The 18,888-nt window shown below is 49.5% G+C and carries 17 protein-coding genes, 1 tRNA gene and 1 pseudogene; 9 read left to right on the forward strand and 10 right to left on the reverse strand.

Annotated elements, in window-relative coordinates; all coding sequences use genetic code 11:
* Positions 1–45 precede the first annotated feature (45 nt).
* The gene (locus IM265_RS06705) at positions 46–417 is read left to right on the forward strand and encodes a hypothetical protein (protein ID WP_193030294.1); all 372 of its coding nucleotides are present in this window, start codon (positions 46–48) and stop codon (positions 415–417) included.
* Positions 418–496: 79 nt separating this feature from the next.
* Here the strand turns inward: IM265_RS06705 and IM265_RS06710 are convergent, their stop codons facing one another.
* From IM265_RS06710 to IM265_RS06725, 4 genes are all read right to left on the reverse strand, one after another.
* Entirely contained in the window at positions 497–970 is a 474-nt protein-coding gene (locus IM265_RS06710; protein WP_193030292.1) for a SymE family type I addiction module toxin, read from the reverse strand.
* Between the two features lie 440 nt (positions 971–1,410).
* A complete protein-coding gene (locus IM265_RS06715; RefSeq protein WP_041911356.1) occupies positions 1,411–1,896 on the reverse strand; it encodes an Hcp family type VI secretion system effector in 486 nt (161 codons plus the stop codon).
* Between the two features lies 1 nt (position 1,897).
* On the reverse strand, positions 1,898–2,416 hold the full coding sequence (locus IM265_RS06720; protein WP_193030137.1) for a hypothetical protein: 519 nt from the start codon (positions 2,414–2,416) through the stop codon (positions 1,898–1,900).
* Positions 2,397–2,912, reverse strand: a complete 516-nt coding sequence (locus IM265_RS06725) for a DUF2778 domain-containing protein (protein WP_040020222.1) — start codon at positions 2,910–2,912, stop codon at positions 2,397–2,399. Before IM265_RS06725 ends, IM265_RS06720 begins: the two co-directional genes overlap by 20 nt.
* 637 nt (positions 2,913–3,549) lie before the next feature.
* On the opposite strand from IM265_RS06725, the gene IM265_RS06730 reads away from it, so the two are divergent.
* Both IM265_RS06730 and IM265_RS06735 read left to right on the forward strand, forming a co-directional pair.
* Positions 3,550–4,563 (forward strand): HNH endonuclease domain-containing protein, encoded by a 1,014-nt coding sequence (locus IM265_RS06730; RefSeq protein WP_126817940.1) that lies wholly within the window; start codon positions 3,550–3,552, stop codon positions 4,561–4,563.
* Positions 4,563–5,147 (forward strand): bifunctional 2-polyprenyl-6-hydroxyphenol methylase/3-demethylubiquinol 3-O-methyltransferase UbiG, encoded by a 585-nt coding sequence (locus IM265_RS06735; protein WP_193030135.1) that lies wholly within the window; start codon positions 4,563–4,565, stop codon positions 5,145–5,147. Before IM265_RS06730 ends, IM265_RS06735 begins: the two co-directional genes overlap by 1 nt.
* Positions 5,148–5,303: 156 nt before the next feature.
* Here the strand turns inward: IM265_RS06735 and IM265_RS06740 are convergent, their stop codons facing one another.
* A complete protein-coding gene (locus tag IM265_RS06740; RefSeq protein ID WP_044863979.1) occupies positions 5,304–5,819 on the reverse strand; it encodes a hypothetical protein in 516 nt (171 codons plus the stop codon).
* 342 nt (positions 5,820–6,161) lie between these two features.
* Between IM265_RS06740 and IM265_RS06745 the strand changes: the two genes are divergently transcribed.
* From IM265_RS06745 to IM265_RS06760, 4 genes are all read left to right on the forward strand, one after another.
* Positions 6,162–7,079 carry a WYL domain-containing protein gene (locus tag IM265_RS06745; RefSeq protein ID WP_112792943.1) on the forward strand — a complete coding sequence of 306 codons (918 nt, stop codon included), beginning with the start codon at positions 6,162–6,164 and terminating at the stop codon, positions 7,077–7,079.
* Between the two features lie 707 nt (positions 7,080–7,786).
* Positions 7,787–10,885, forward strand: coding sequence for a type I restriction endonuclease subunit R (locus tag IM265_RS06750; protein ID WP_193030133.1), 3,099 nt, complete (start codon positions 7,787–7,789; stop codon positions 10,883–10,885).
* Entirely contained in the window at positions 10,879–12,516 is a 1,638-nt protein-coding gene (locus tag IM265_RS06755; RefSeq protein ID WP_193030131.1) for a class I SAM-dependent DNA methyltransferase, read from the forward strand. Before IM265_RS06750 ends, IM265_RS06755 begins: the two co-directional genes overlap by 7 nt.
* A complete protein-coding gene (locus IM265_RS06760) occupies positions 12,506–13,744 on the forward strand; it encodes a restriction endonuclease subunit S (RefSeq protein ID WP_193030129.1) in 1,239 nt (412 codons plus the stop codon). The genes IM265_RS06755 and IM265_RS06760 overlap by 11 nt, the downstream gene beginning before the upstream one ends.
* Positions 13,745–14,051: 307 nt before the next feature.
* On the opposite strand, the pseudogene IM265_RS06765 reads toward IM265_RS06760, so the two are convergent.
* The 5 genes and pseudogenes from IM265_RS06765 to rraB all read right to left on the reverse strand — a co-directional run bounded on the left by IM265_RS06765 (position 14,052) and on the right by rraB (position 17,689).
* Positions 14,052–15,317: pseudogene (locus IM265_RS06765) on the reverse strand (tyrosine-type recombinase/integrase).
* 198 nt (positions 15,318–15,515) lie between these two features.
* Positions 15,516–15,600 (reverse strand) — tRNA-Leu (locus IM265_RS06770).
* 105 nt (positions 15,601–15,705) lie between these two features.
* A complete protein-coding gene (locus IM265_RS06775; RefSeq protein ID WP_193030127.1) occupies positions 15,706–16,428 on the reverse strand; it encodes a topoisomerase II in 723 nt (240 codons plus the stop codon).
* 30 nt (positions 16,429–16,458) lie between these two features.
* Complete coding sequence (miaE, locus tag IM265_RS06780) at positions 16,459–17,217, reverse strand: tRNA isopentenyl-2-thiomethyl-A-37 hydroxylase MiaE (protein ID WP_047364026.1); 759 nt, start codon at positions 17,215–17,217, stop codon at positions 16,459–16,461.
* A gap of 46 nt (positions 17,218–17,263) precedes the next feature.
* The gene (gene rraB, locus IM265_RS06785) at positions 17,264–17,689 is read right to left on the reverse strand and encodes a ribonuclease E inhibitor RraB (protein WP_193030125.1); all 426 of its coding nucleotides are present in this window, start codon (positions 17,687–17,689) and stop codon (positions 17,264–17,266) included.
* A 99-nt stretch (positions 17,690–17,788) separates the two neighbouring features.
* Between rraB and IM265_RS22005 the strand changes: the two genes are divergently transcribed.
* Together IM265_RS22005 and argF are read left to right on the forward strand one after the other, a co-directional pair.
* Positions 17,789–17,884, forward strand: a complete 96-nt coding sequence (locus tag IM265_RS22005; RefSeq protein ID WP_213014347.1) for a hypothetical protein — start codon at positions 17,789–17,791, stop codon at positions 17,882–17,884.
* Positions 17,854–18,858, forward strand: a complete 1,005-nt coding sequence (gene argF, locus IM265_RS06790; protein ID WP_045339574.1) for an ornithine carbamoyltransferase — start codon at positions 17,854–17,856, stop codon at positions 18,856–18,858. The genes IM265_RS22005 and argF overlap by 31 nt, the downstream gene beginning before the upstream one ends.
* The last annotated feature ends 30 nt before the right edge of the window (positions 18,859–18,888 follow it).

Here is an 18,888-nt window from a genome sequence, read left to right on the forward strand (position 1 = left end):
GAAGCACTGGCGATGATTTCCACCGCATTAAAGGAGAGCATCATGATGGAACCCACACTCTCTCAAGTCATTGAGGTTGTTCGAAACTCCTCAGGTGAGCATCGTAAACCTATCGATAGCAATACGTTGATTGAGGCCGATTTGCATATTTGCGGTATGGACGGCGAAGACCTACTGGAAGACTGCGAAGAAGCGTTTGGCGCTCAGCTTGCCACGGAAGAAGATGGCTATATGAAAACGTTCTCTCTCGCAGAAAATGAGTATCTGTTTACGGGTGAAGGTATAGACTTTTTTGGCATCTGTCGGTTTATCCGCTGGGTACGTGGCATACCCGAACCTGTGATACGCGATTTAACCGTCGGCGAACTTCACGCTGTGCTGGTTAAGGCTGTGAAAGAGCAGGTACAGCACGAGTGATTTCTGAAGATTACGGGCATGGGATAACATGCCCGTATCGTTTTATTGCTCCAAGGATTACATGAGGTGGGAAGCACGGTTACTCGGACATCGCCTTCCCTGTTCCACGCTTAACAGTCGGTATATCACCGGTATCATTCAGCGCTCCCGGAAAGGTCTTCAGCCACTGTGCGACTTTCTGTTTATTGATATTCACCACGCTCATCCCTTCCAGGCATCCCCATAATTCTCTTGTATGCTGGGGCGTAATGACAATGCAGTCTTTCATGGCGCGGATTTTTACCGGCATGCCGTTAATAAAGCCAGCACGGGTTAACCACTCGCCGCCCAGAAGAAGATATTTCATGTCTATGCGTGCATAGAGTTCGCAGCAGGCGGCACTGTCCTGCGGCGTTTCCGCGCGGGGATGGACGGGCGCCGCATTAGGCGGGTTGCCGTGAAGTCGGCGGGCGCTGTTTTTGCGTACCAACTCGCGGTTTTCAATCATGCCGGTGAAAGCGTCTGATTCTGTTTTGCAAACAGTAAACTCTGGCTTAAAATTCGTCGCAGCCATTTTCAACTCCTGATTAGTTGTTTGTGGTTAGCGGTATGGGGGTGTTGCAGCACCTTCATATCGCGAATTCCTCGTTAAATATCTTTCAATATTTCCTTTGCCGTTCGGCGTAATTTCTGGAGCTCATTATACAGGACTGAATATAAATACAGCGGTTTGGGTGGGGTAAATTTGAATTTTGCGAGGGGGATTCAGGAAAAGGGTTGGGTCAGAGAAACTACGCAGCGAGGGCTATCATAATATAAGGTGAGCGCCCGCATGAACCTCAGAGCAACATTCGCCGATCTGCGGGCTGGAAATGAGTCATTTTATTATCAAGTTCGGTGACCAACTGAGCGATCACCTTTAATACGATGGCAGTAACACAGCATTACGGACAGGCTCCTTTGAGAGGATAAGCGTTAATAAAGAGGAGGCACTCAATGCCTCCGATCTATTTGTTACGCTCTTACGTTCCAATCGTCCGTATATTGGACATTACCATCAACATAACGCCAGGTGATTTTGTCATACATCAGGGAAACAGATTCCATGTGGTTGATCTGCGAGTTTCCTGTCATCTTAGCGTTTGGCATCCCTGGGTTAATGCCCGTCACTTTCACACCCTCAATGGTCATGACGAAGTAGCACTCTTCTTGTCCAGCATGGTTAATGCGATACCAGCGAATCTCCGCACTTTTCAACGTTTGACCGGTGGCAACGGCTTTGTATAGGTACGGGCTGGAGCTATCAAACTCCTTTTCAATCATCATCGGAGAATGTGAACGCTTGCCAGTAATCTTCCCGTTGGCACTGTCTACTGGAATGTTCAGCCCATGACTAAAGCCAACAATCTCTATACTCCCCTCACGATCCTGAACGTCTACAGCTCCTTTAATGTCTGCGCCGCCATCGTCCTTAAGCCACATGTAAGCCGGAATAGGCATTTTACAAACTCCTTTTAGTTGTGATTTTCTTCGTGATGAACCAGTAGCAAACAATCGTTAAGAGCAACTGAAAGCCCACAATCGCCGCTATTGTGAAATTTGAATACGTTTGATCCGGGAATAAAGACTGATAAGGCAGCAAGCGAAACAACGCCCAAAACAGGAAGGTAAACCCGAAGATTTTAGCTAACCGTCGCAATGTGGAACTGAACCACTCTTTGGGGATGCCTGCTGGACTAATTTTGTGTGTCGCGCCACTGTACGCCGTGGTAATAGCGCTCATGACAGGTACGCTGATTAATGTATTGATTAAGATGCTAAAGTAGCCGTCTAAAGATTCCCAAACTTCTGAATCAGGTTCACCTAAAATGAAGCGGGTAAACTTGTCGGCGCTTTGGAAATCGAAAAGCTCCGTAATAGAATTAACTAATCCATCATACGGAACCATTTCAGCAACGATCAGCATAACAACAGCGAACAGCACTATCTTGATGAATAAACTAAGGGCATGTTTTGCCATTGGAGATCACCTCAATCGTGCCGTATGCCTGTAACTTCCTCATGCAAGGAACATCTATTCTCTGGCTTCTCAACAGAGCATTACGCAACATGGCAAAATCAGAATCATGTGGGAGAGTGATACAACCCTCTGATAGTACGCCTGGATGCAAACGGAAATTGCCACGCTGAACGCTCTCAATCCATGTGTAATCGTCGATCCCCCAATCATCACGCCATAATGCGAACCATTCAGAATGTTTGAATGTTGCACCATTGGCGAAGTGATTATAAATGTCTCTTCCCACTGTGTTTAGCTGTGACTTGAGTCCACCCTGAGGGCGGTCAACAATCCAGTATTTACCCGCTGGTACTGGCCCCTCTTTGGGGATCATTCCACATGCCCCACGATTACGGTAAGCACCATTACCAGAGAAAGCTAAAAACGTGCCTATACCAGGAAACGATAATGGGGAGTAGTACGCATCATTAATTACGAACTTTCCATGTAGAGCCATAGATAACCCTTTTATCTATAATGATTTGTTGGCTTATCGTACTCCTACGCAATCGGACATAAGAAGGTTATCTTCCGAGAGACCTCTGATTTTCAGATAATAGCCCGTTGGTGGTAAGACAACGTGTAAGGCCGTTGCGGTAACATCAGAGGTGTATCAGGAAGCGAAGTTTATCAAGTTGACCTCTACCCTAAGGGGCGAGACCGAACCGCTGGCAGAGTGACCTGCTCCATGATGTTAGTAATGTCTTCATAAGCCACATGAGGATATCCCTATGAAGAGGCGTTTTTCTGACTGGCGTAATTACTGCTGCCATATTATACACAGCTGAATATAAATACAGCGGTTTTGCGATGGGTAAATTTGGGAAATACGAGGGAGATTCAGGAAATAGGGTTTGGTGTGATACTGGAAATCGCAGGTTTGAAAATCATTTCTATGTGCCTCATCCAGAAATCTATTCTTTCGCTAAATTGCCTTTAACGACAAATCCGTCGCATCCAGCCCTTCTTCTCAGATCCCACAAAAATTCATCAAACCTATAGATTAACGATTTACATCACCCTGATTTTGTTATGTGATCCTGTTACAGGCTTTAGTAACGCCCTGCCCAGCCAACCGTAACAGGACTTCATCGATGGAATTTTATCAGGCCGATCCGACGCTTGAGAACTACTGGCGTGGTGTGATCCTCTTTGGAAGGAACGTCGCATCTTACAAATTTGCGCTGGCGTCAGCGTTGTATGAAGTGGATAAGACGGGCAGCGATTTGATTACGCTCGACCAGCTTGCTGTGCCGTTCAGCCGCTATCTTTGCGAGCACCTGAAGCACGCGCCAAAACAGATCACCTCCCGCAGCAGCCAATTTCTGGAAACCTGTCTGAAGTTCAACAGAGGTGAAATCCCCCACGCTCAGCTCATTGAAGCGACGGTGCGCCTTGGCTTTAACAACGTGATTGATGCCTTTCACTACGTGAACCAGGGCGAGATCGATAAACGTTTTTTCCTTGATGAGCGCAAAACCAACAACGGGATCCGCCTGACGGATAACTTCTATTTACTGGGCGAACGCCTGCAGTATAAAAACCTCGCCTTTGAAACTAATGCCCGCTGGAACCTGGTAGAACAGGCCTGGTCGATGGGGATTTCACGTAACCTTGTGGGCGTGGAGTTCGACGAAGATAATCAGCTGTTGTTCACGAGGGTAAATGCGCGTCGCGTAGACATCACCAGCTGTCGCGACAGCCTGAATGGTTACCAGAAAGGACGGTGTTTTTACTGCTTCAAGCCCATCAGTCTGGTACCGGGAGACGCAGAACTGGCGGACGTCGACCACTTTATTCCCTGGGCTGCCCGCCATGAAGTGAGCAATATTAACGGCGTATGGAACTTAGTGCTGGCCTGTCGGTGCTGTAACCGTGGCGTCGAAGGCAAGTCGGCACGCATTCCCGAGCTCAGGCTCCTGCAGCGGTTGCACACCCGCAATGAGTATTTTATTCAGAGCAAACTGCCGTTACATGAGACGATTGTTCTACAGACGGGGCAACGTCCTGAAGCACGGAAAAGCTTTCTTCAGCGCAACTGGCAGGCTGCGCTGGACAAACTTATCCATACCTGGAAACCCAACGCGGAAGGCGAGGCAACGTTTTAATGACACTTCACTACTACCAGAACCACGCACAGGATTTCTTCGATGGCACGGTCAATGTTGATATGACCCCGCTTTACGCGGCCTTTACACAACATCTTCCTCACGGCGCACGGGTTCTGGATGCGGGCTGCGGTTCAGGTCGGGACGCAAAAGCATTTTATGAGATGGGTTATCAGGTGGATGCTTTTGATGCCTCTTCCGCAATGGTGGAACTGGCAAGGCAACATACCGGGTTACCCGTGAAGCTGATGACGTTTTTAGAGATCGACGGTAAAGCGCAGTACGATGGGATCTGGTGCTGTGCCTCTTTGCTGCATGTCTCCTCTTCTGAGCTGCCTGCAGTGATGAGGAAGCTTGCGGATGCGCTTAAGCCTGGCGGCGTTTGGTATGTGTCCTTTAAGTATGGCAACGGTGAACGCGTGCAGGGTGAAAGACGGTTTACGGACCTGGATGAAGAGGGGCTGCGGGAGTTGCTGAAGGCGGTTCCGGGGATGGAGATAGCTTCGCTTTGGGCGACTCAGGATAACCGCCCGGACAGGGATGAGACATGGCTGAATGGGATATTACGAAAAAGCGCCGCATGATTATCAGGCGGTACTAATCGACACGGAGTAAGTTAACTCAGTTACTCATCACTTTGGTCAGCTCAACTTCACCCGTAGCAATCCATCTCTCCTGAAATATTCTTGATAGGCCGCTATTGTAGTTAGTGTAAAAAGGGGCAAACAGCCCCTTTGCGATTAACATGCACTCATCCCATCAGGAGGCATCTTAGGGTTGGTTGCAGCTTGGTTTACTAATTTAAGGATCGCTTCCTTACCAAACTCCTTGCACAGACGAGCAATGTCCCTTTGTGCATGTGAGCGTTTATGTTGCGCATGTAGCCTTGCGCATTTCCTCATAATCTTCTCCGGATCGGACTTTAGAGAATGAAGATCTTCTTTACTGATGAAAAAAACCGCCTGATTGGTGATTCCACCAACATCAGAGCCCGTTGAAACGGAATTTGTTGAGACAGGGAGATTCTTCAGCTTCAAAGAGTGAATGACCGCAGAGGCTCGTTTAACGCTAAAATCGGCATTAATTTCATACCCTGCAGTTGTGATCGTTTTTCCATCACATAAGGCTGCAAATACGCACAGGCTTGATTTTTGCAAACGCTTTATCACGTCAAGCATTATGAAATTACCTGAAAAATAAGCATTGAGCTTGTGCCGCGCAATTTCAGGTGAATACTGGTCGGTTACTTTTTCCATCAGTTACTCCATATCGGTTTTGTTGGTACCGCTACTGGAGCCAGGCTTGTCGATAACGTTGTGAATAACGTATACTCGAATTGCGATTAGCAGGGCTCAAGTGGCGGATTATTCCTCCGCAGAGGTTTTGTTTTTCTGGTGAAGGTTGTCTGCAAACAACCTTCACCATTCCTTCCAGAAGAAATACTCATACAGAACAATTGTTCTATCCAAATATTCCGCCAGAACGATACTGCTGATGATCAATTTATCAACAGGTATCAATCCTAACTCATTGCAAGAAGTAGATCAACATGTGATAATGAACAGTATACTTAATGTATCATCTATCGGAGTGTTACGATGGCAGAGTTTCATGACGTTCATCTAGAACTGCTGGTTGAAGCCTATTCGCTTCCTCAGGCAGAGCGACTGGCGTATATCGATTTGTGTATACGCTATCTCGGCAGCATATCCAGGGCCGAAATTATGGCTGAGTTCAAAGTTGCACAGGCTGCAGCCTCAAAAGATCTTGCTTTATACAGAGAACTCAAGCCAGGTAACTGTAGTATTGATACAGCAACCAAAAGGACGGTTATTTCTCAAGGTACCTATACTCCATTGGTGCAGATTAGTGTTCATACAGCGCTGAATCTGATCCAGTATGGTTTCTCTCGTTCGGAGCTGATGCAAAAACGTCCGATGCTGCCGATTGATGAGATAGACCCTCTTTATCTACCCGAGCGTTTGAAAGAAGAACAGGTCTATGTTGTTACCAGGGCAATAAAAGGTCGCTATGCAATCAAATGCTCATATGGATCAGAAAGTGGTGAACATGGCAAACGGATACTATTTCCATCAGCATTATTTGTAGATCGGAAAAACTGGTACTTCAGAGCTTATGATCGAAACGATTCTGATCCAAAACTGAGTGGGTTTAAAAACTTTAAGTTATCGAGAATTTTTGACGTTGAGCAAGAGGAATCGATACTGCCAACGGTTGCAGAGTTGACGGACAGAGAATGGAATGAGGAGGTTACCTTTATCATTGCATTCAAAAAGGATCTTCGACCTGAGATTGTCGATAAAATCTCTCGCGAGTTTTCGATCAGCGGTAATGTGCATTCTGTTACATGCCGCGCTGCTTTGGCTTGGTACGTAAAGACCAACTGGAAAATAGATCTGACAGGAAATAACAATAATGGTTGGTTGTATTTTGATGTACTGAATAAAGAAGCTTTACAAGAAGTTAAATGCCTGGAAAAGTTGTTTGAAGAGTAATATTTTCAGACGCTGCTCTTCCAAACTGGAGTTTGGTTGCAGATGGGCATCTTCTTGCGTCAACATTCGCTACCGACTGTCTTACACAAGGTGTGGCTCGGGAGACGCCACATGTTGATGATGCATAGTGGAAGATTGAATTTCGATTATCAGCGAGGTATTACGAATGGTGGCGAAGATTGGTAGCGATTCAGCTTACCCGCCAGTGGGTGGTTGTACCGCCTAAACGCCCTGAATTACTGAACCCCTACAACCCTCATTCGCAGCTTGAGCAACCTTCGTGGATGGTTTCACCAAACTTGAGGTTCGTGCCATACAGAGCTCTAGTCTGTGCCAACTGCAACTTCTCCTGTTATCTGAGCGAATTGTGCAGAAGCAGAACCGGCTACCGTTCTTCTGACTTATCCACGTATTCTGGCCTGACATGAAAGTTGACTCCTGACGAACAGCCGATCGACGTTCCAAGCGAAAACATGATCGTTCAGTGCGGGATACGCAACTATGCAGCCATTCATGATTTTCACGAAAAATTTCAGAGTCTGGTACGACGGATATCATTTCGAGTAAAGCGCGACAAATATACTCGGGTAGTTAAAAGAGAACGTGTAACATAGATACAAATTGAACAGACATTGTTGCCAGCCGTTCTTGGGTTGTGAAGTACCGCATGGCCTGAGACGTGAAAAACACCAAAAACAGGGAACACAATGAAATTCACTGAAGATACCCGAGTAAAAATCCCCGTTATCTTACACCTAATACGGTTGGGCTATTGCTACCTGTCTCTGAAGGAACAGCGTTGGGACAAAGAAACCAACATATTCCCTGACCTCTTCACCACTGCGGTTGGCAGAATAAACCCCGGAATAGCACCAGACGACATTGGTCGTCAGCTCAAAGACCTCTCACTTCTCCTTGACTACGACGACCTGGGCCGCGCCTTCTTCGAGAAACTTAGCGACCGTTCCGGCATCAAACTGATAGACTTCGACAACTTCAACAACAACAGCTTCCATGTTGTCACCGAACTGACCTGCGAGAACGGCGATGAAGAGTTCCGCCCGGACATCACGCTACTGATCAATGGCATGCCACTGATTTTTATCGAAGTGAAAAAACCCAACAACCGCGAAGGCATCGTCGCAGAACGCAATCGCATCAACGAACGCTTTAAGAACCCCAAATTCAAGCGCTTCGCCAATATCACTCAGTTCATGATCTTCTCCAACAACATGGAGTATGACGACAGCGACCCGGAGCCGATTCAGGGAGCTTTCTACGCTAGCAGCTCTTACAGCAATCCGGTATTCAACTACTTTCGCGAAGAAGAACTCTTCAACCTGACCGCGTTACTGAAACCTCTGTCAGAAGAAACCGAAATCGCCATCCTGAAAGACAACAACCTTGAAGTAATCCGCACCAACCCGGAATTTCAGACCAATAAAGATCACAACCGCCCAACCAACCGCCTCTGCACCGCGCTTTTAAGCCGCGATCGGCTGGCATTTATCCTGCGCTATGCACTGGTATACGTCGCCGAGTCGGGCGGCATCCAGAAACACATCATGCGCTACCCGCAGCTCTTCGCTACCAAAGCGATCGAACGTAAACTCAACGCTGGCGTAAAAAAAGGCATCATCTGGCACACCCAGGGCAGCGGAAAAACCGCGCTGGCTTACTACAACGTGCGCTTCCTGACGGATTACTTCCAGAATCAGCAGGTGATCCCGAAATTCTACTTTATTGTTGATCGCCTGGATCTGCTCCAGCAGGCACAGCGTGAGTTCACCGCCCGTGGCTTAATCGTTCACCTTATCGACTCACGCGAAGCCTTCACCCGCGACATCAAAGCGACACAGGCGTTGCATAACCACCACGGCAAAGCGGAAATCACCGTCGTCAACATCCAGAAATTCCGCGATGACCCGGACGTCGTCACCACCAAAGACTACGACATCAACATCCAGCGCGTGTACTTCCTCGATGAAGTCCACCGCAGCTACAACCCCAAAGGGAGCTTCCTGGCGAACTTAAGCCAGTCGGACACCAACGCCATCAAAATTGGCCTGACCGGCACGCCGCTGCTGGGAACGGACTACAACTCCCGTGATATCTTCGGCGACTACATCCACAAATACTACTACAACGCCTCCATTGCCGATGGCTACACGCTGCGCCTGATCCGCGAAGAGATCGCCACCAACTACCGGATGATCCTGCAACAGGCGCTAAAAGAGGTGGAAGTCAGAATGGGCGATGTGGATCGCAAATTTATCTATGCCCATCCCAGCTTCGTCAAACCGATGCTGAACTACATCGTCACCGACTTTGCCAAAAGCCGGGGCGCGCTGAATGATGACACCATCGGCGGCATGGTGATTTGCGACAGCTCTGAACAGGCCAAACAGATGTTTGAGTTATTCAACACTGACTACGCCGAATCACCCACCGTCGCCGATGACGTCACCGACGAAATGCTGGTATTACAGGCCGCAGAACCCGCCGCCGTTTACCAGATCCACGCCAAAGAAACGCGGAAAATAAAACGCGCCGCCCTGATCCTGCACGACATCGGCAGCAAGCAGGAACGCAAAGAGTGGGTGGAGCAATTCAAGGCGGGCGAGATTGACCTGCTGTTCGTCTACAACATGCTGCTCACCGGCTTTGATGCCAAACGGCTGAAAAAACTCTACCTCGGACGGGTGATCAGAAAACACAACCTGCTCCAGGCGCTGACCCGCGTCAACCGTACGTACAACCACTTCCGCTACGGCTACGTGGTGGACTTTGCCGACATCCGCCAGGAATTTGACGCCACCAACAAAGCCTACTTTGAAGAGCTACAGGCCGAACTGGGCGACGAAATGGAGCACTACTCCCGCCTGTTCAAATCGGCGGAAGAGATCCGCGAAGAAATCGAACACATCAAAGACGTTCTGTTTACCTTCGACACGGAAAACGCGGAAATCTTCACTGACCAGATAAACCAGATCCAGGACCGGGAAACCGCGCTGGCGCTGAAAAACGCGCTCGCCGACGCCCGCAGCCTGTACAACCTCATCCGCCTCCAGGGCAACACTGAATTTCTTCAGGCGCTGGACTTCAACAAACTCAACATCCTTTACCGCGAAGCCAGCCGCCGCCTCGACTTACTCAACCTGAAAGCGGATCTGGAACAGGGCGTTGACCTCTCCGGCCTGCTGAACCGGGCGCTGGAAGAGGTGATCTTTGAATTCCATAAAGTGGGTGAAGAAGAGTTGGTACTGGCCGACGAACTGAAAGAAACGCTGCGCCGTACCCGCGAGGCGCTGGCCGCCAACTTCGACCAGCAGGACCCGCAGTTCGTCAGCCTGAAAGACGAACTGGAGCGACTGTTTAAGAAAAAGAAACTCAGCGAAGTCACCCAAGAAGAAATGGTTGCGAATATTGGCACACTCAATAAAATTCATGACCGTATTAAAGAGCTGAACCGTCAGAACAACCTGCTGCGCCAGAAATACCGAGGCGATGTGAAATACGCGCGTACCCACAAACGCCTGCGCGAGCACGGCGGCCTTAGCGAGCCAGAGCGTAAAATCTTCGAAGCACTGCTCGGTGTCAAGCTGGATGCGGATGGAAAAGTGTTGAACAATAGCCAAATACTGAACAATGAAAGCTACTTTGAACGCCAGATCGTGTCATGCGTGCTGGAACACTTTGAAAAACAACAGAAGATCACTCTCAGTGCGAAAGCGGCTGGCGATATCAACCGCCTGATTGTGGCGGAATACCTGAACGAATTTAATACCGGAGCACGTACGTGGTAGAACTGGAATTTAGAGACAAAACTAAAACCCTGATCGATAGCCTGAAAAGCATTTGTGCTAACTACGGTCTGGGCAACGACGGTAACGAATTCAAAATCATCACTCAGGCATTTCTATACAAATTCCTGAACGACAAATTCGCCTTTGAAGCCAAAAAGGTGGATACAAGCATCGCCAGCGCCGAAAAATGGGAAGTTGCGCTCAATCAGATGAGTGAAGAACAGCGGGATAAGCTGCAACTGAAAATGAGCGCCGACACAGCGCGTCTGAAGCCACATCACTTCATTCAGTATTTATACAACCGTCAAAATGAGGCCAATTTCGCCACCACCTTTGACGACACCCTGATGGACATCGCCGCTACCAACAACGATGTCTTCGCGGTCAAAACCGACGGCGGTGCAAAAGTGGTGCTGTTTGAACGTTTGAGCCAGTACATCGCCGACGAATCAAAGCGCGACGACTTCTGCCGTGCCATTATCAACAAACTGGCCGATTTCAGCTTCGAGCGCATCTTTACGCAGAAATTCGACTTCTATGCCACCATCTTTGAATACCTGATCAAAGACTACAACAGCAACTCCGGCGGTAAATACGCTGAATACTACACGCCCCATGCCGTAGCACGCATCATGGCGGAAATTCTGGTACCGAAAGCGCAACAGGGCGTCGTGCGCAACGTAAGTTGTTACGATCCATCCGCAGGTTCCGGCACACTGTTGATGAACGTGGCACACGCCATCGGGGAAGATCGTTGCAGCATCTTTGCGCAGGACATCTCGCAGAAATCCTCCAGCCTGCTGCGTCTGAACCTGATCCTCAATAATCTGGTGCATTCGATCCCCAACGTTATCCAAGGCAATACCATTCTGCATCCGTTCCACAAGGACGGCAGCGCACTGAAACGCTTTGACTACATCGTCTCTAACCCACCGTTTAAGATGGATTTCAGCGACTTCCGCGATGCGCTGGACAGTAAGGAAAACCAGCAACGTTTCTTTGCCGGGATACCGAAAGTACCCAAAGCCGCCAAAGACAAAATGGCGATTTACCAATTGTTCCTGCAACACATCATTTTCTCGCTGAAGCCGGGTGGTAAAGCGGCGGTCGTAGTGCCGACCGGCTTTATCACGGCTCAGTCGGGTATTGATAAAGGCATTCGTGAACATCTGGTGAAAAATAAGATGCTGGCGGGAGTGGTCTCCATGCCGTCGAATATCTTTGCCACCACCGGCACCAATGTGTCGATCTTGTTTATTGACGCCAGCAACAAAGAGAAAGTGGTACTGATCGATGCTTCTAACTTAGGGGAAAAAGTCAAAGACGGTAAAAACCAGAAAACGGTGCTGACAGAAGAAGAAGAGCAGCGCATCTGCGAAGTGTTCAATAATAAATGGAGCGAAGAAGATTTCTCGGTGGTGGTCAGCTATGACGATATCGTCGGGAAAAATTACTCGTTCAGCGCTGGCCAGTATTTTGATGTCAAAATTGAATACACCGATATGACGCCGGAACAGTTTGCCGCAAAGATGACAGGGTTTTCGGAGAGTTTAAATAATCTTTTTGAACAGTCGCGCGAGTTAGAAGTAAAAATAAGAATGCAGATGGCAGATATCAACTATGAAATTTAACTATCTGAAAATAAGAGATGTATGTGATTTTGTCGGAGGAAGTCAGCCTCCAAAATCGCAATTTATTTATGAACCTAAACCTGGGTATGTCAGGTTGATTCAGACGCGTGATTACAAAACAGATGCTTTTCCTACTTATATACCAAAATCATCGACGAAGAAATTTTGTAACGAATACGATATTATGATTGGGAGATATGGCCCCCCAATTTTCCAAATATGTCGCGGATTGAAAGGTGCATATAACGTTGCCTTGCTGAAAGTTATACCTAAAGAGGGTGTAAGTCGTGATTTTTTATACTATTTTCTTAAGCAAGACTCTGTTTTTCAATATGTCGATAAATTATCGGCCAGAACCGGAGGACAAACTGGGATTGATCTGGTATCTTTAAAAAATTATCCAGTCAGAATACCAGAAAAAATAGAACATCAAGAAAAATTGGTGGCTATTCTGATTACCATTGATAAAAAAATCGCCCTTAACAACCGCATCAACGCTGAACTGGAAGCGATGACGAAAACGTTGTATGACTACTGGTTTGTTCAGTTTGATTTTCCTGATGTCAACGGGAAACCATATAAAACCTCCGGTGGAAAAATGTTGTATGATACTACTCTGAAACGCGAAATTCCGGCGGGTTGGAAATCTGGAACATTAGACGACTTAGGCCAAATTGTAGGTGGTAGTACTCCCACTACCAGTAAACCAGAGAATTTTACAGCAAATGGTACTCCATGGATCACACCAAACGATCTGTCTGACAATCAGAGTAATAAATTTATCTCTTGTGGTGCCCAAGACGTTTCTGTTGAAGGGATTAAAAGTGCATCACTAAAGATTTACCCTGCCGGAACGGTGTTATTAAGTTCACGGGCTCCTATTGGTTATATGGCGATTGCCCGAAATGAACTGACTACAAATCAGGGTTTTAAATCCTTCATTCCTTCAAAAAATTACTCAACGGAATATGTGTACTATGCGGTGAAAAATAACTTGCCAGTTATTGTCAAAAATGCCTCGGGCTCGACATTTAAAGAAGTTTCCAGTTCTGTTTTGAAGAGTATTAACGTTATGCTTCCAGCATTTTCTGTTACTGATAGTTTTACAAAAACTGTGACTGGAATATTTTCCCGCCAGGAAAAACTAGAACTTGAAAATCAGCAACTTATCGCACTCCGAGACTGGCTCCTCCCTCTACTTATGAACGGACAGATCACAGTTAAATAATCCCGACGTGTTTTGCGGGGCGCAGTCAGGATCAGTACTGTGCTCCGCTCACTGTATCCAAATACCATGCCATCTCTTAATGGATGTGGTATATCTCACATTTACTGGTATTAATTATTACTACACCTAATCAACCTATAACTGTCATAAAAGATCTGAATTTTCACTATGATTAGACAGTCAATCCAGTTCAGTAAATCGCCGGGATATGCATTATTATAAATATCCCGGTGATTTATAGTATATTTTTCCCCTTGCTAGAATTCTCTTATTTAAAACGAATATTGATGAAGTAGTTCGTTCCAACTTATCTCAATGGGTTGTTAGTTTTGGCATAGTCAAAGGGAGAGATAACTTCTTGCATATTCGCATCCAGCTAATCCGCCCACTACTGCAGCATCAACCTCCTCTCCCCCAGATGCTCCGCCTTATGAATATAAGCCGCCCGCACAGAGCTGCGTTCCTGATGGCTCATCTGCCGCTCTACCGCATCTCTCGACCATAGCCCCGACTCAATCAACGAACTACACGCCATCGTTCTGAAACCATGTCCGCATACTTCCGTTTTGGTGTCATAGCCCATCACTCGCAGAGCTTTGTTCACCGTGTTTTCACTCATAGGTTTACGCAGATCGTGATCGCCCACAAAGATCAGCTCACGGTTTCCACTCATGCTTTTGATCTTTTCCAAAATAGCGAGAGCTTGCCGCGACAAGGGAACAAGATGAGGCGTGCGCATCTTCGAACCACGCTGAGAATGCTTGACACCTTCTAAGGGTTCACGCTCGCCCGGAATCGTCCACATAGCCGTTTCAAAATCTACTTCAGACCAGCGAGCAAAACGCAGTTCGCTCGAACGGATAAAGACTAACAAGGTAAGTTCGACTGCAAGTCGGGTTAATGGTCTTCCGGAATAATGATCAATGCGATGAAGTAATTCAGGTATACGTTTAAGCTCCAAAGCCGCACGATGCTGTCTTTTCGCCGTAGCAACCGCACCGGCAATTTCTTGTGCAGGGTTGTAGTCGATTAAACCGCTCTGCACAGCAAAGCGCATAATCGCGGTAGTGCGCTGTTGTAAACGAGCGGCAACTTCAAGACGACCTGATGACTCGACGGCTTTAATGGGTACAAGCAGATCCCGCGTTTTTAGTTCCGCAATGTTCCGCTTACCAATAGCAGCAAAGAGATTATCTTCCAGACTTTTTAATACACGAGCACTAAGGGACTCAGACCACTTTTGATTGCTGGCGTGCCAGTCTCTGGCAACCACTTCAAAAGTTATCGCCTCTTGCTCCTGCTCTACCTTAACAGCTTTCTTGTTCTCACTGGGATCGACACCATTCGCTAACAGCTTACGGGCTTCATCCCGGCGTGCCCGGGCATCCGCCAGCGAGACTTCGGGGTATTTCCCCAACGCCAGCATCTTTTCTTTGCCGCCGAAGCGATAACGAAGCCGCCAGTATTTTGAGCCGTTAGGGTGAACCAGCAACAGCATGCCTTCACCGTCAGTAAGTTTATAGGCTTTTGCTTCAGGCTTAGCCGAACGAACCTTCACATCACTCAGAGCCATGATGAGTATCCTTTCAAGGATTCTGTGTGGGTACAAAAATTATCGAACCGGGATATACCCGCAGTTGTACCCGCATCAGTAAGTTGATGTAGATTGAATCAGGTTGACTTAGGTAGAGTGAAAAAGCGAGGAAAGCCTTGCGGATACTGGATTTTAGGCACAAAAAAAGACGTCCGTTGACGTCTATTGATGTTCCGATGGTGCCGAAGGCCGGACTCGAACCGGCACGTATTTCTACGGTTGATTTTGAATCAACTGCGTCTACCGATTTCGCCACTTCGGCACTGAAGGGGATGCGGAAACGTTGTGGATTATACCTGTCGCGCGCCGCCATGCAAGCGACGACGCGCTAAACCCGCGCTAAGTGCCCAAAAAACCAGCGCTACCGTCAGTCCAGCTCAGACACCGCCAGCCGAATCACCCTCGCAGCCTTCTGCTCCGGCAGCGCCAGCACCTTAGCCCACATCTCCTGCACCATATCGCAGGAGAGCTTCTCTTTGCCCGCCGCCTTCTCCGGCATCTGCAGCAGCTGGATGTCCTCGCCGTACTTATCGGCAAGTTGCTTCATAATCGGCCGCACATCCTCGACGGCCGCCTCGCGCTCGGCTTGGGTCACGGTGTGGCGGTTTTTGCCGTAGGCCGCGCGCATCATGTCGGCGTCGGCCTGCATGCGCCGCGCCATCAGGTCTTTATCCAGCATGCGCATCGGGTTGATGCCGCCCTTCACCATCGGGTAGAGGAAGCGGAAACAGGCGTCGTCGCTTACCTTCTGGATGGCGGCGGTCTGCTCCATGTTGATGGTCATGTAGTTCACCACGTTGGCATCCGGGGCGTTCTGCAGGCGCGACATCTGCAGATGCAGGATCTGCGGCTGGATGGTGTCGATAATCTGCTGCTCCGGCTCGCCCGCTTTTTGCAGGGCGGCCATCTGGTCGAGGATGCGCTGATGCAGCGCGGGCTCCTGCTCCTTAATCACCTGCCAGGCGGGCATCGCGTTGAGGGCGTTATCCATCTGCCGTTCCGGGGCGCGCTGCCTGTCGAAAAACACCCAGAACGCCACGGCGGCAGCCGCAATGACGACAATCACAATACGGGTCCACGTTTTATTCATCTCGCATCCTTATCCTTGAGTTATGCCGGTTTACACCGGCACGCCGCTGTGGAAGCGAAACTCGTTGTCCGGTGTCGAGATAAGTGTGGCTTCAATTTCGCCAAAAAGCTTTATGCGCGGTGAGATATCGTCGTCACTCACCTGCTGGGCCAGCGTCAGGTAATCCTGATAGTGGCGCGCTTCCGAGCGCAGCAGCGAGAGATAGAATTTCTGCAGGTCGTCGTCGAGGAACGGAGCCAGCGCGGCGAAGCGTTCGCAGGAGCGGGCTTCGATGTAGGCACCGCAGATGAGCTTGTCGATCAGCGTCAGCGGTTCGTGGGTGCGCACTTCCTTCAGCATCCCTTTGGCGTAGCGGCTGGCGGTGATTTTGACGTACGGAATGTCGCGGGCCAGCATCGCCTCGCGCACCTGCCAGAAGTGGTGCAGCTCCTCTTTAATCAGCAGCACCATGCTGTCGATGAGCGCCTGGCCCCACGGGTCGTCGGTTTTGGGCATCACGCTTTTGCCAATCTGCCTGTGCAGGGCGATGAAGTCCGGCTCCGGGCCGTCGCGGAAGGTGAACTGTTCGTAGGGTTTGAGCCAGTCGAGCAGCGCGTCGGCACCGCTTTCGTCGGCGACGTATTTACGTACCAGCAGCAGCGCGGTCTGGGCGGCCTTGAGCTCGCACACCATGTGGTCGGTGAGCAGCATCGGCAGGTTTGCCGGGTCGCGGGCTTTATCAATCCATGCTTGCGGGGTCGGGCACTGGAGGAAGTTGAGTACGGGGGCGAGTATCTGCGGGTAATCCATGGTTCTGCCTTGAAAAAGCGGTGGCGCGCGCCACCGCCTGAATCACTTAGTGACGCACGCCGTCGTCGTCTTCGTCGACGTAATCTTCGTTGTCGCCTTCTTCGCCGTCTTCACCGTTCGGATCTTCGAAGTAGGTTCCCCAGCCGTCGTACTCCACTTCAAACTTCTCGGCCAGGTTCATCAGCTGTTCTACCTGCGCGTCGATCAGCTCCGCCTTCAGCGCGCCTTCGCTCAGGATGTCGCAGCAGATGACGGTGTCGCCCTCTTCCACTTCCAGCTCTTCCGGCTCGGTCACTTCGTAACCCAGCTTGAAGGCTTCCACGGCCATTTTTTCCAGCGCGTCGAAATCATCCGCAGAGAAATGGTGCTCGATGGTGTACAGCGCGTCCGGATCGCTACCGTCTTCCAGCAGCTCTTCAATAATCAGACGCGTCTCTTCGCGTTGCTCTTCCAGTAATTCCGGGTTTGCCATGGCTCAATCCTCTTTAAAGTGCGGCAGATACTTCTATTTTCACACACGGACGGGTTTGCCTCCACCTTTGTTGGAAAGATTTGTGAAACGGGGTTGCAAATGAATAATTACACATATAAAGTGAATTTTAATTCAATAAGTGGCGTTCGCCATGTGAGGATAAAATGTCTGATCTGTACAAGAAACACTTTCTGAAATTGCTCGACTTTACCCCTGCACAGTTCACTTCTCTGCTGACCCTTGCCGCACAGCTCAAAGCCGATAAGAAAAAGGGCAAGGAAGTACAGAAGCTTACCGGTAAAAACATCGCGCTCATCTTCGAAAAAGACTCGACTCGTACACGTTGCTCTTTCGAAGTTGCCGCATTTGACCAGGGCGCACGCGTCACCTATTTAGGGCCGAGCGGCAGCCAGATTGGGCATAAAGAATCAATTAAGGACACCGCGCGCGTTCTCGGGCGGATGTACGACGGCATTCAGTATCGCGGTCACGGCCAGGAAGTCGTCGAAACGCTGGCGCAGTATGCGGGCGTGCCGGTGTGGAACGGGCTGACCAACGAGTTCCACCCGACCCAGCTGCTGGCGGACCTGCTAACCATGCAGGAGCACCTGCCGGGCAAGGCGTTTAACGAGATGACGCTGGTCTACGCGGGCGACGCGCGCAACAACATGGGCAACTCGATGCTGGAAGCGGCGGCGCTGACCGGGTTGGATCTGCGCCTGGTGGCCCCGAAAGCCTGCTGGCCGGAAGAGAGCCTGGTGGCGGAGTGCAGCGCGCTGGCGGAGAAGCACGGCGGCAAAATCACCCTGACGGAAGACGTGGCGGCGGGCGTGAAGGGCGCGGACTTTATCTATACCGACGTCTGGGTGTCGATGGGCGAAGCCAAAGAGAAGTGGGCGGAGCGGATTGCGCTGCTGCGAGGGTATCAGGTGAACGCGCAAATGATGGCGCTGACCGGCAATCCGAACGTGAAGTTCCTGCACTGTCTGCCCGCGTTCCATGACGACCAGACCACGCTCGGCAAGCAGATGGCGAAGGAGTTCGACCTGCACGGCGGGATGGAGGTGACGGACGAGGTGTTTGAGTCGGCGGCGAGCATCGTGTTCGATCAGGCTGAAAACCGGATGCATACGATTAAGGCGGTGATGGTGGCGACGCTTGGGGAGTGATTGGGTCCTCTGCGGTCTGGTGCCCTCACC

The organism is Enterobacter cloacae complex sp. P17RS (assembly GCF_014895885.1).
Lineage (GTDB): Bacteria > Pseudomonadota > Gammaproteobacteria > Enterobacterales > Enterobacteriaceae > Enterobacter > Enterobacter bugandensis.

Excerpts from the sequence above, each read along its gene's own strand:
- IM265_RS06705 (WP_193030294.1), top strand. The coding sequence starts at position 46 with ATGGAACCCACACTCTCTCAAGTCATTGAGGTTGTTCGAAACTCCTCA.
- IM265_RS06710 (WP_193030292.1), bottom strand. The coding sequence starts at position 970 with ATGGCTGCGACGAATTTTAAGCCAGAGTTTACTGTTTGCAAAACAGAA.
- IM265_RS06715 (WP_041911356.1), bottom strand. The coding sequence starts at position 1,896 with ATGCCTATTCCGGCTTACATGTGGCTTAAGGACGATGGCGGCGCAGAC.
- IM265_RS06720 (WP_193030137.1), bottom strand. The coding sequence starts at position 2,416 with ATGGCAAAACATGCCCTTAGTTTATTCATCAAGATAGTGCTGTTCGCT.
- IM265_RS06725 (WP_040020222.1), bottom strand. The coding sequence starts at position 2,912 with ATGGCTCTACATGGAAAGTTCGTAATTAATGATGCGTACTACTCCCCA.
- IM265_RS06730 (WP_126817940.1), top strand. The coding sequence starts at position 3,550 with ATGGAATTTTATCAGGCCGATCCGACGCTTGAGAACTACTGGCGTGGT.
- IM265_RS06735 (WP_193030135.1), top strand. The coding sequence starts at position 4,563 with ATGACACTTCACTACTACCAGAACCACGCACAGGATTTCTTCGATGGC.
- IM265_RS06740 (WP_044863979.1), bottom strand. The coding sequence starts at position 5,819 with ATGGAAAAAGTAACCGACCAGTATTCACCTGAAATTGCGCGGCACAAG.
- IM265_RS06745 (WP_112792943.1), top strand. The coding sequence starts at position 6,162 with ATGGCAGAGTTTCATGACGTTCATCTAGAACTGCTGGTTGAAGCCTAT.
- IM265_RS06750 (WP_193030133.1), top strand. The coding sequence starts at position 7,787 with ATGAAATTCACTGAAGATACCCGAGTAAAAATCCCCGTTATCTTACAC.
- IM265_RS06760 (WP_193030129.1), top strand. The coding sequence starts at position 12,506 with ATGAAATTTAACTATCTGAAAATAAGAGATGTATGTGATTTTGTCGGA.
- IM265_RS06775 (WP_193030127.1), bottom strand. The coding sequence starts at position 16,428 with ATGAATAAAACGTGGACCCGTATTGTGATTGTCGTCATTGCGGCTGCC.
- miaE (WP_047364026.1), bottom strand. The coding sequence starts at position 17,217 with ATGGATTACCCGCAGATACTCGCCCCCGTACTCAACTTCCTCCAGTGC.
- rraB (WP_193030125.1), bottom strand. The coding sequence starts at position 17,689 with ATGGCAAACCCGGAATTACTGGAAGAGCAACGCGAAGAGACGCGTCTG.
- IM265_RS22005 (WP_213014347.1), top strand. The coding sequence starts at position 17,789 with ATGAATAATTACACATATAAAGTGAATTTTAATTCAATAAGTGGCGTT.
- argF (WP_045339574.1), top strand. The coding sequence starts at position 17,854 with ATGTCTGATCTGTACAAGAAACACTTTCTGAAATTGCTCGACTTTACC.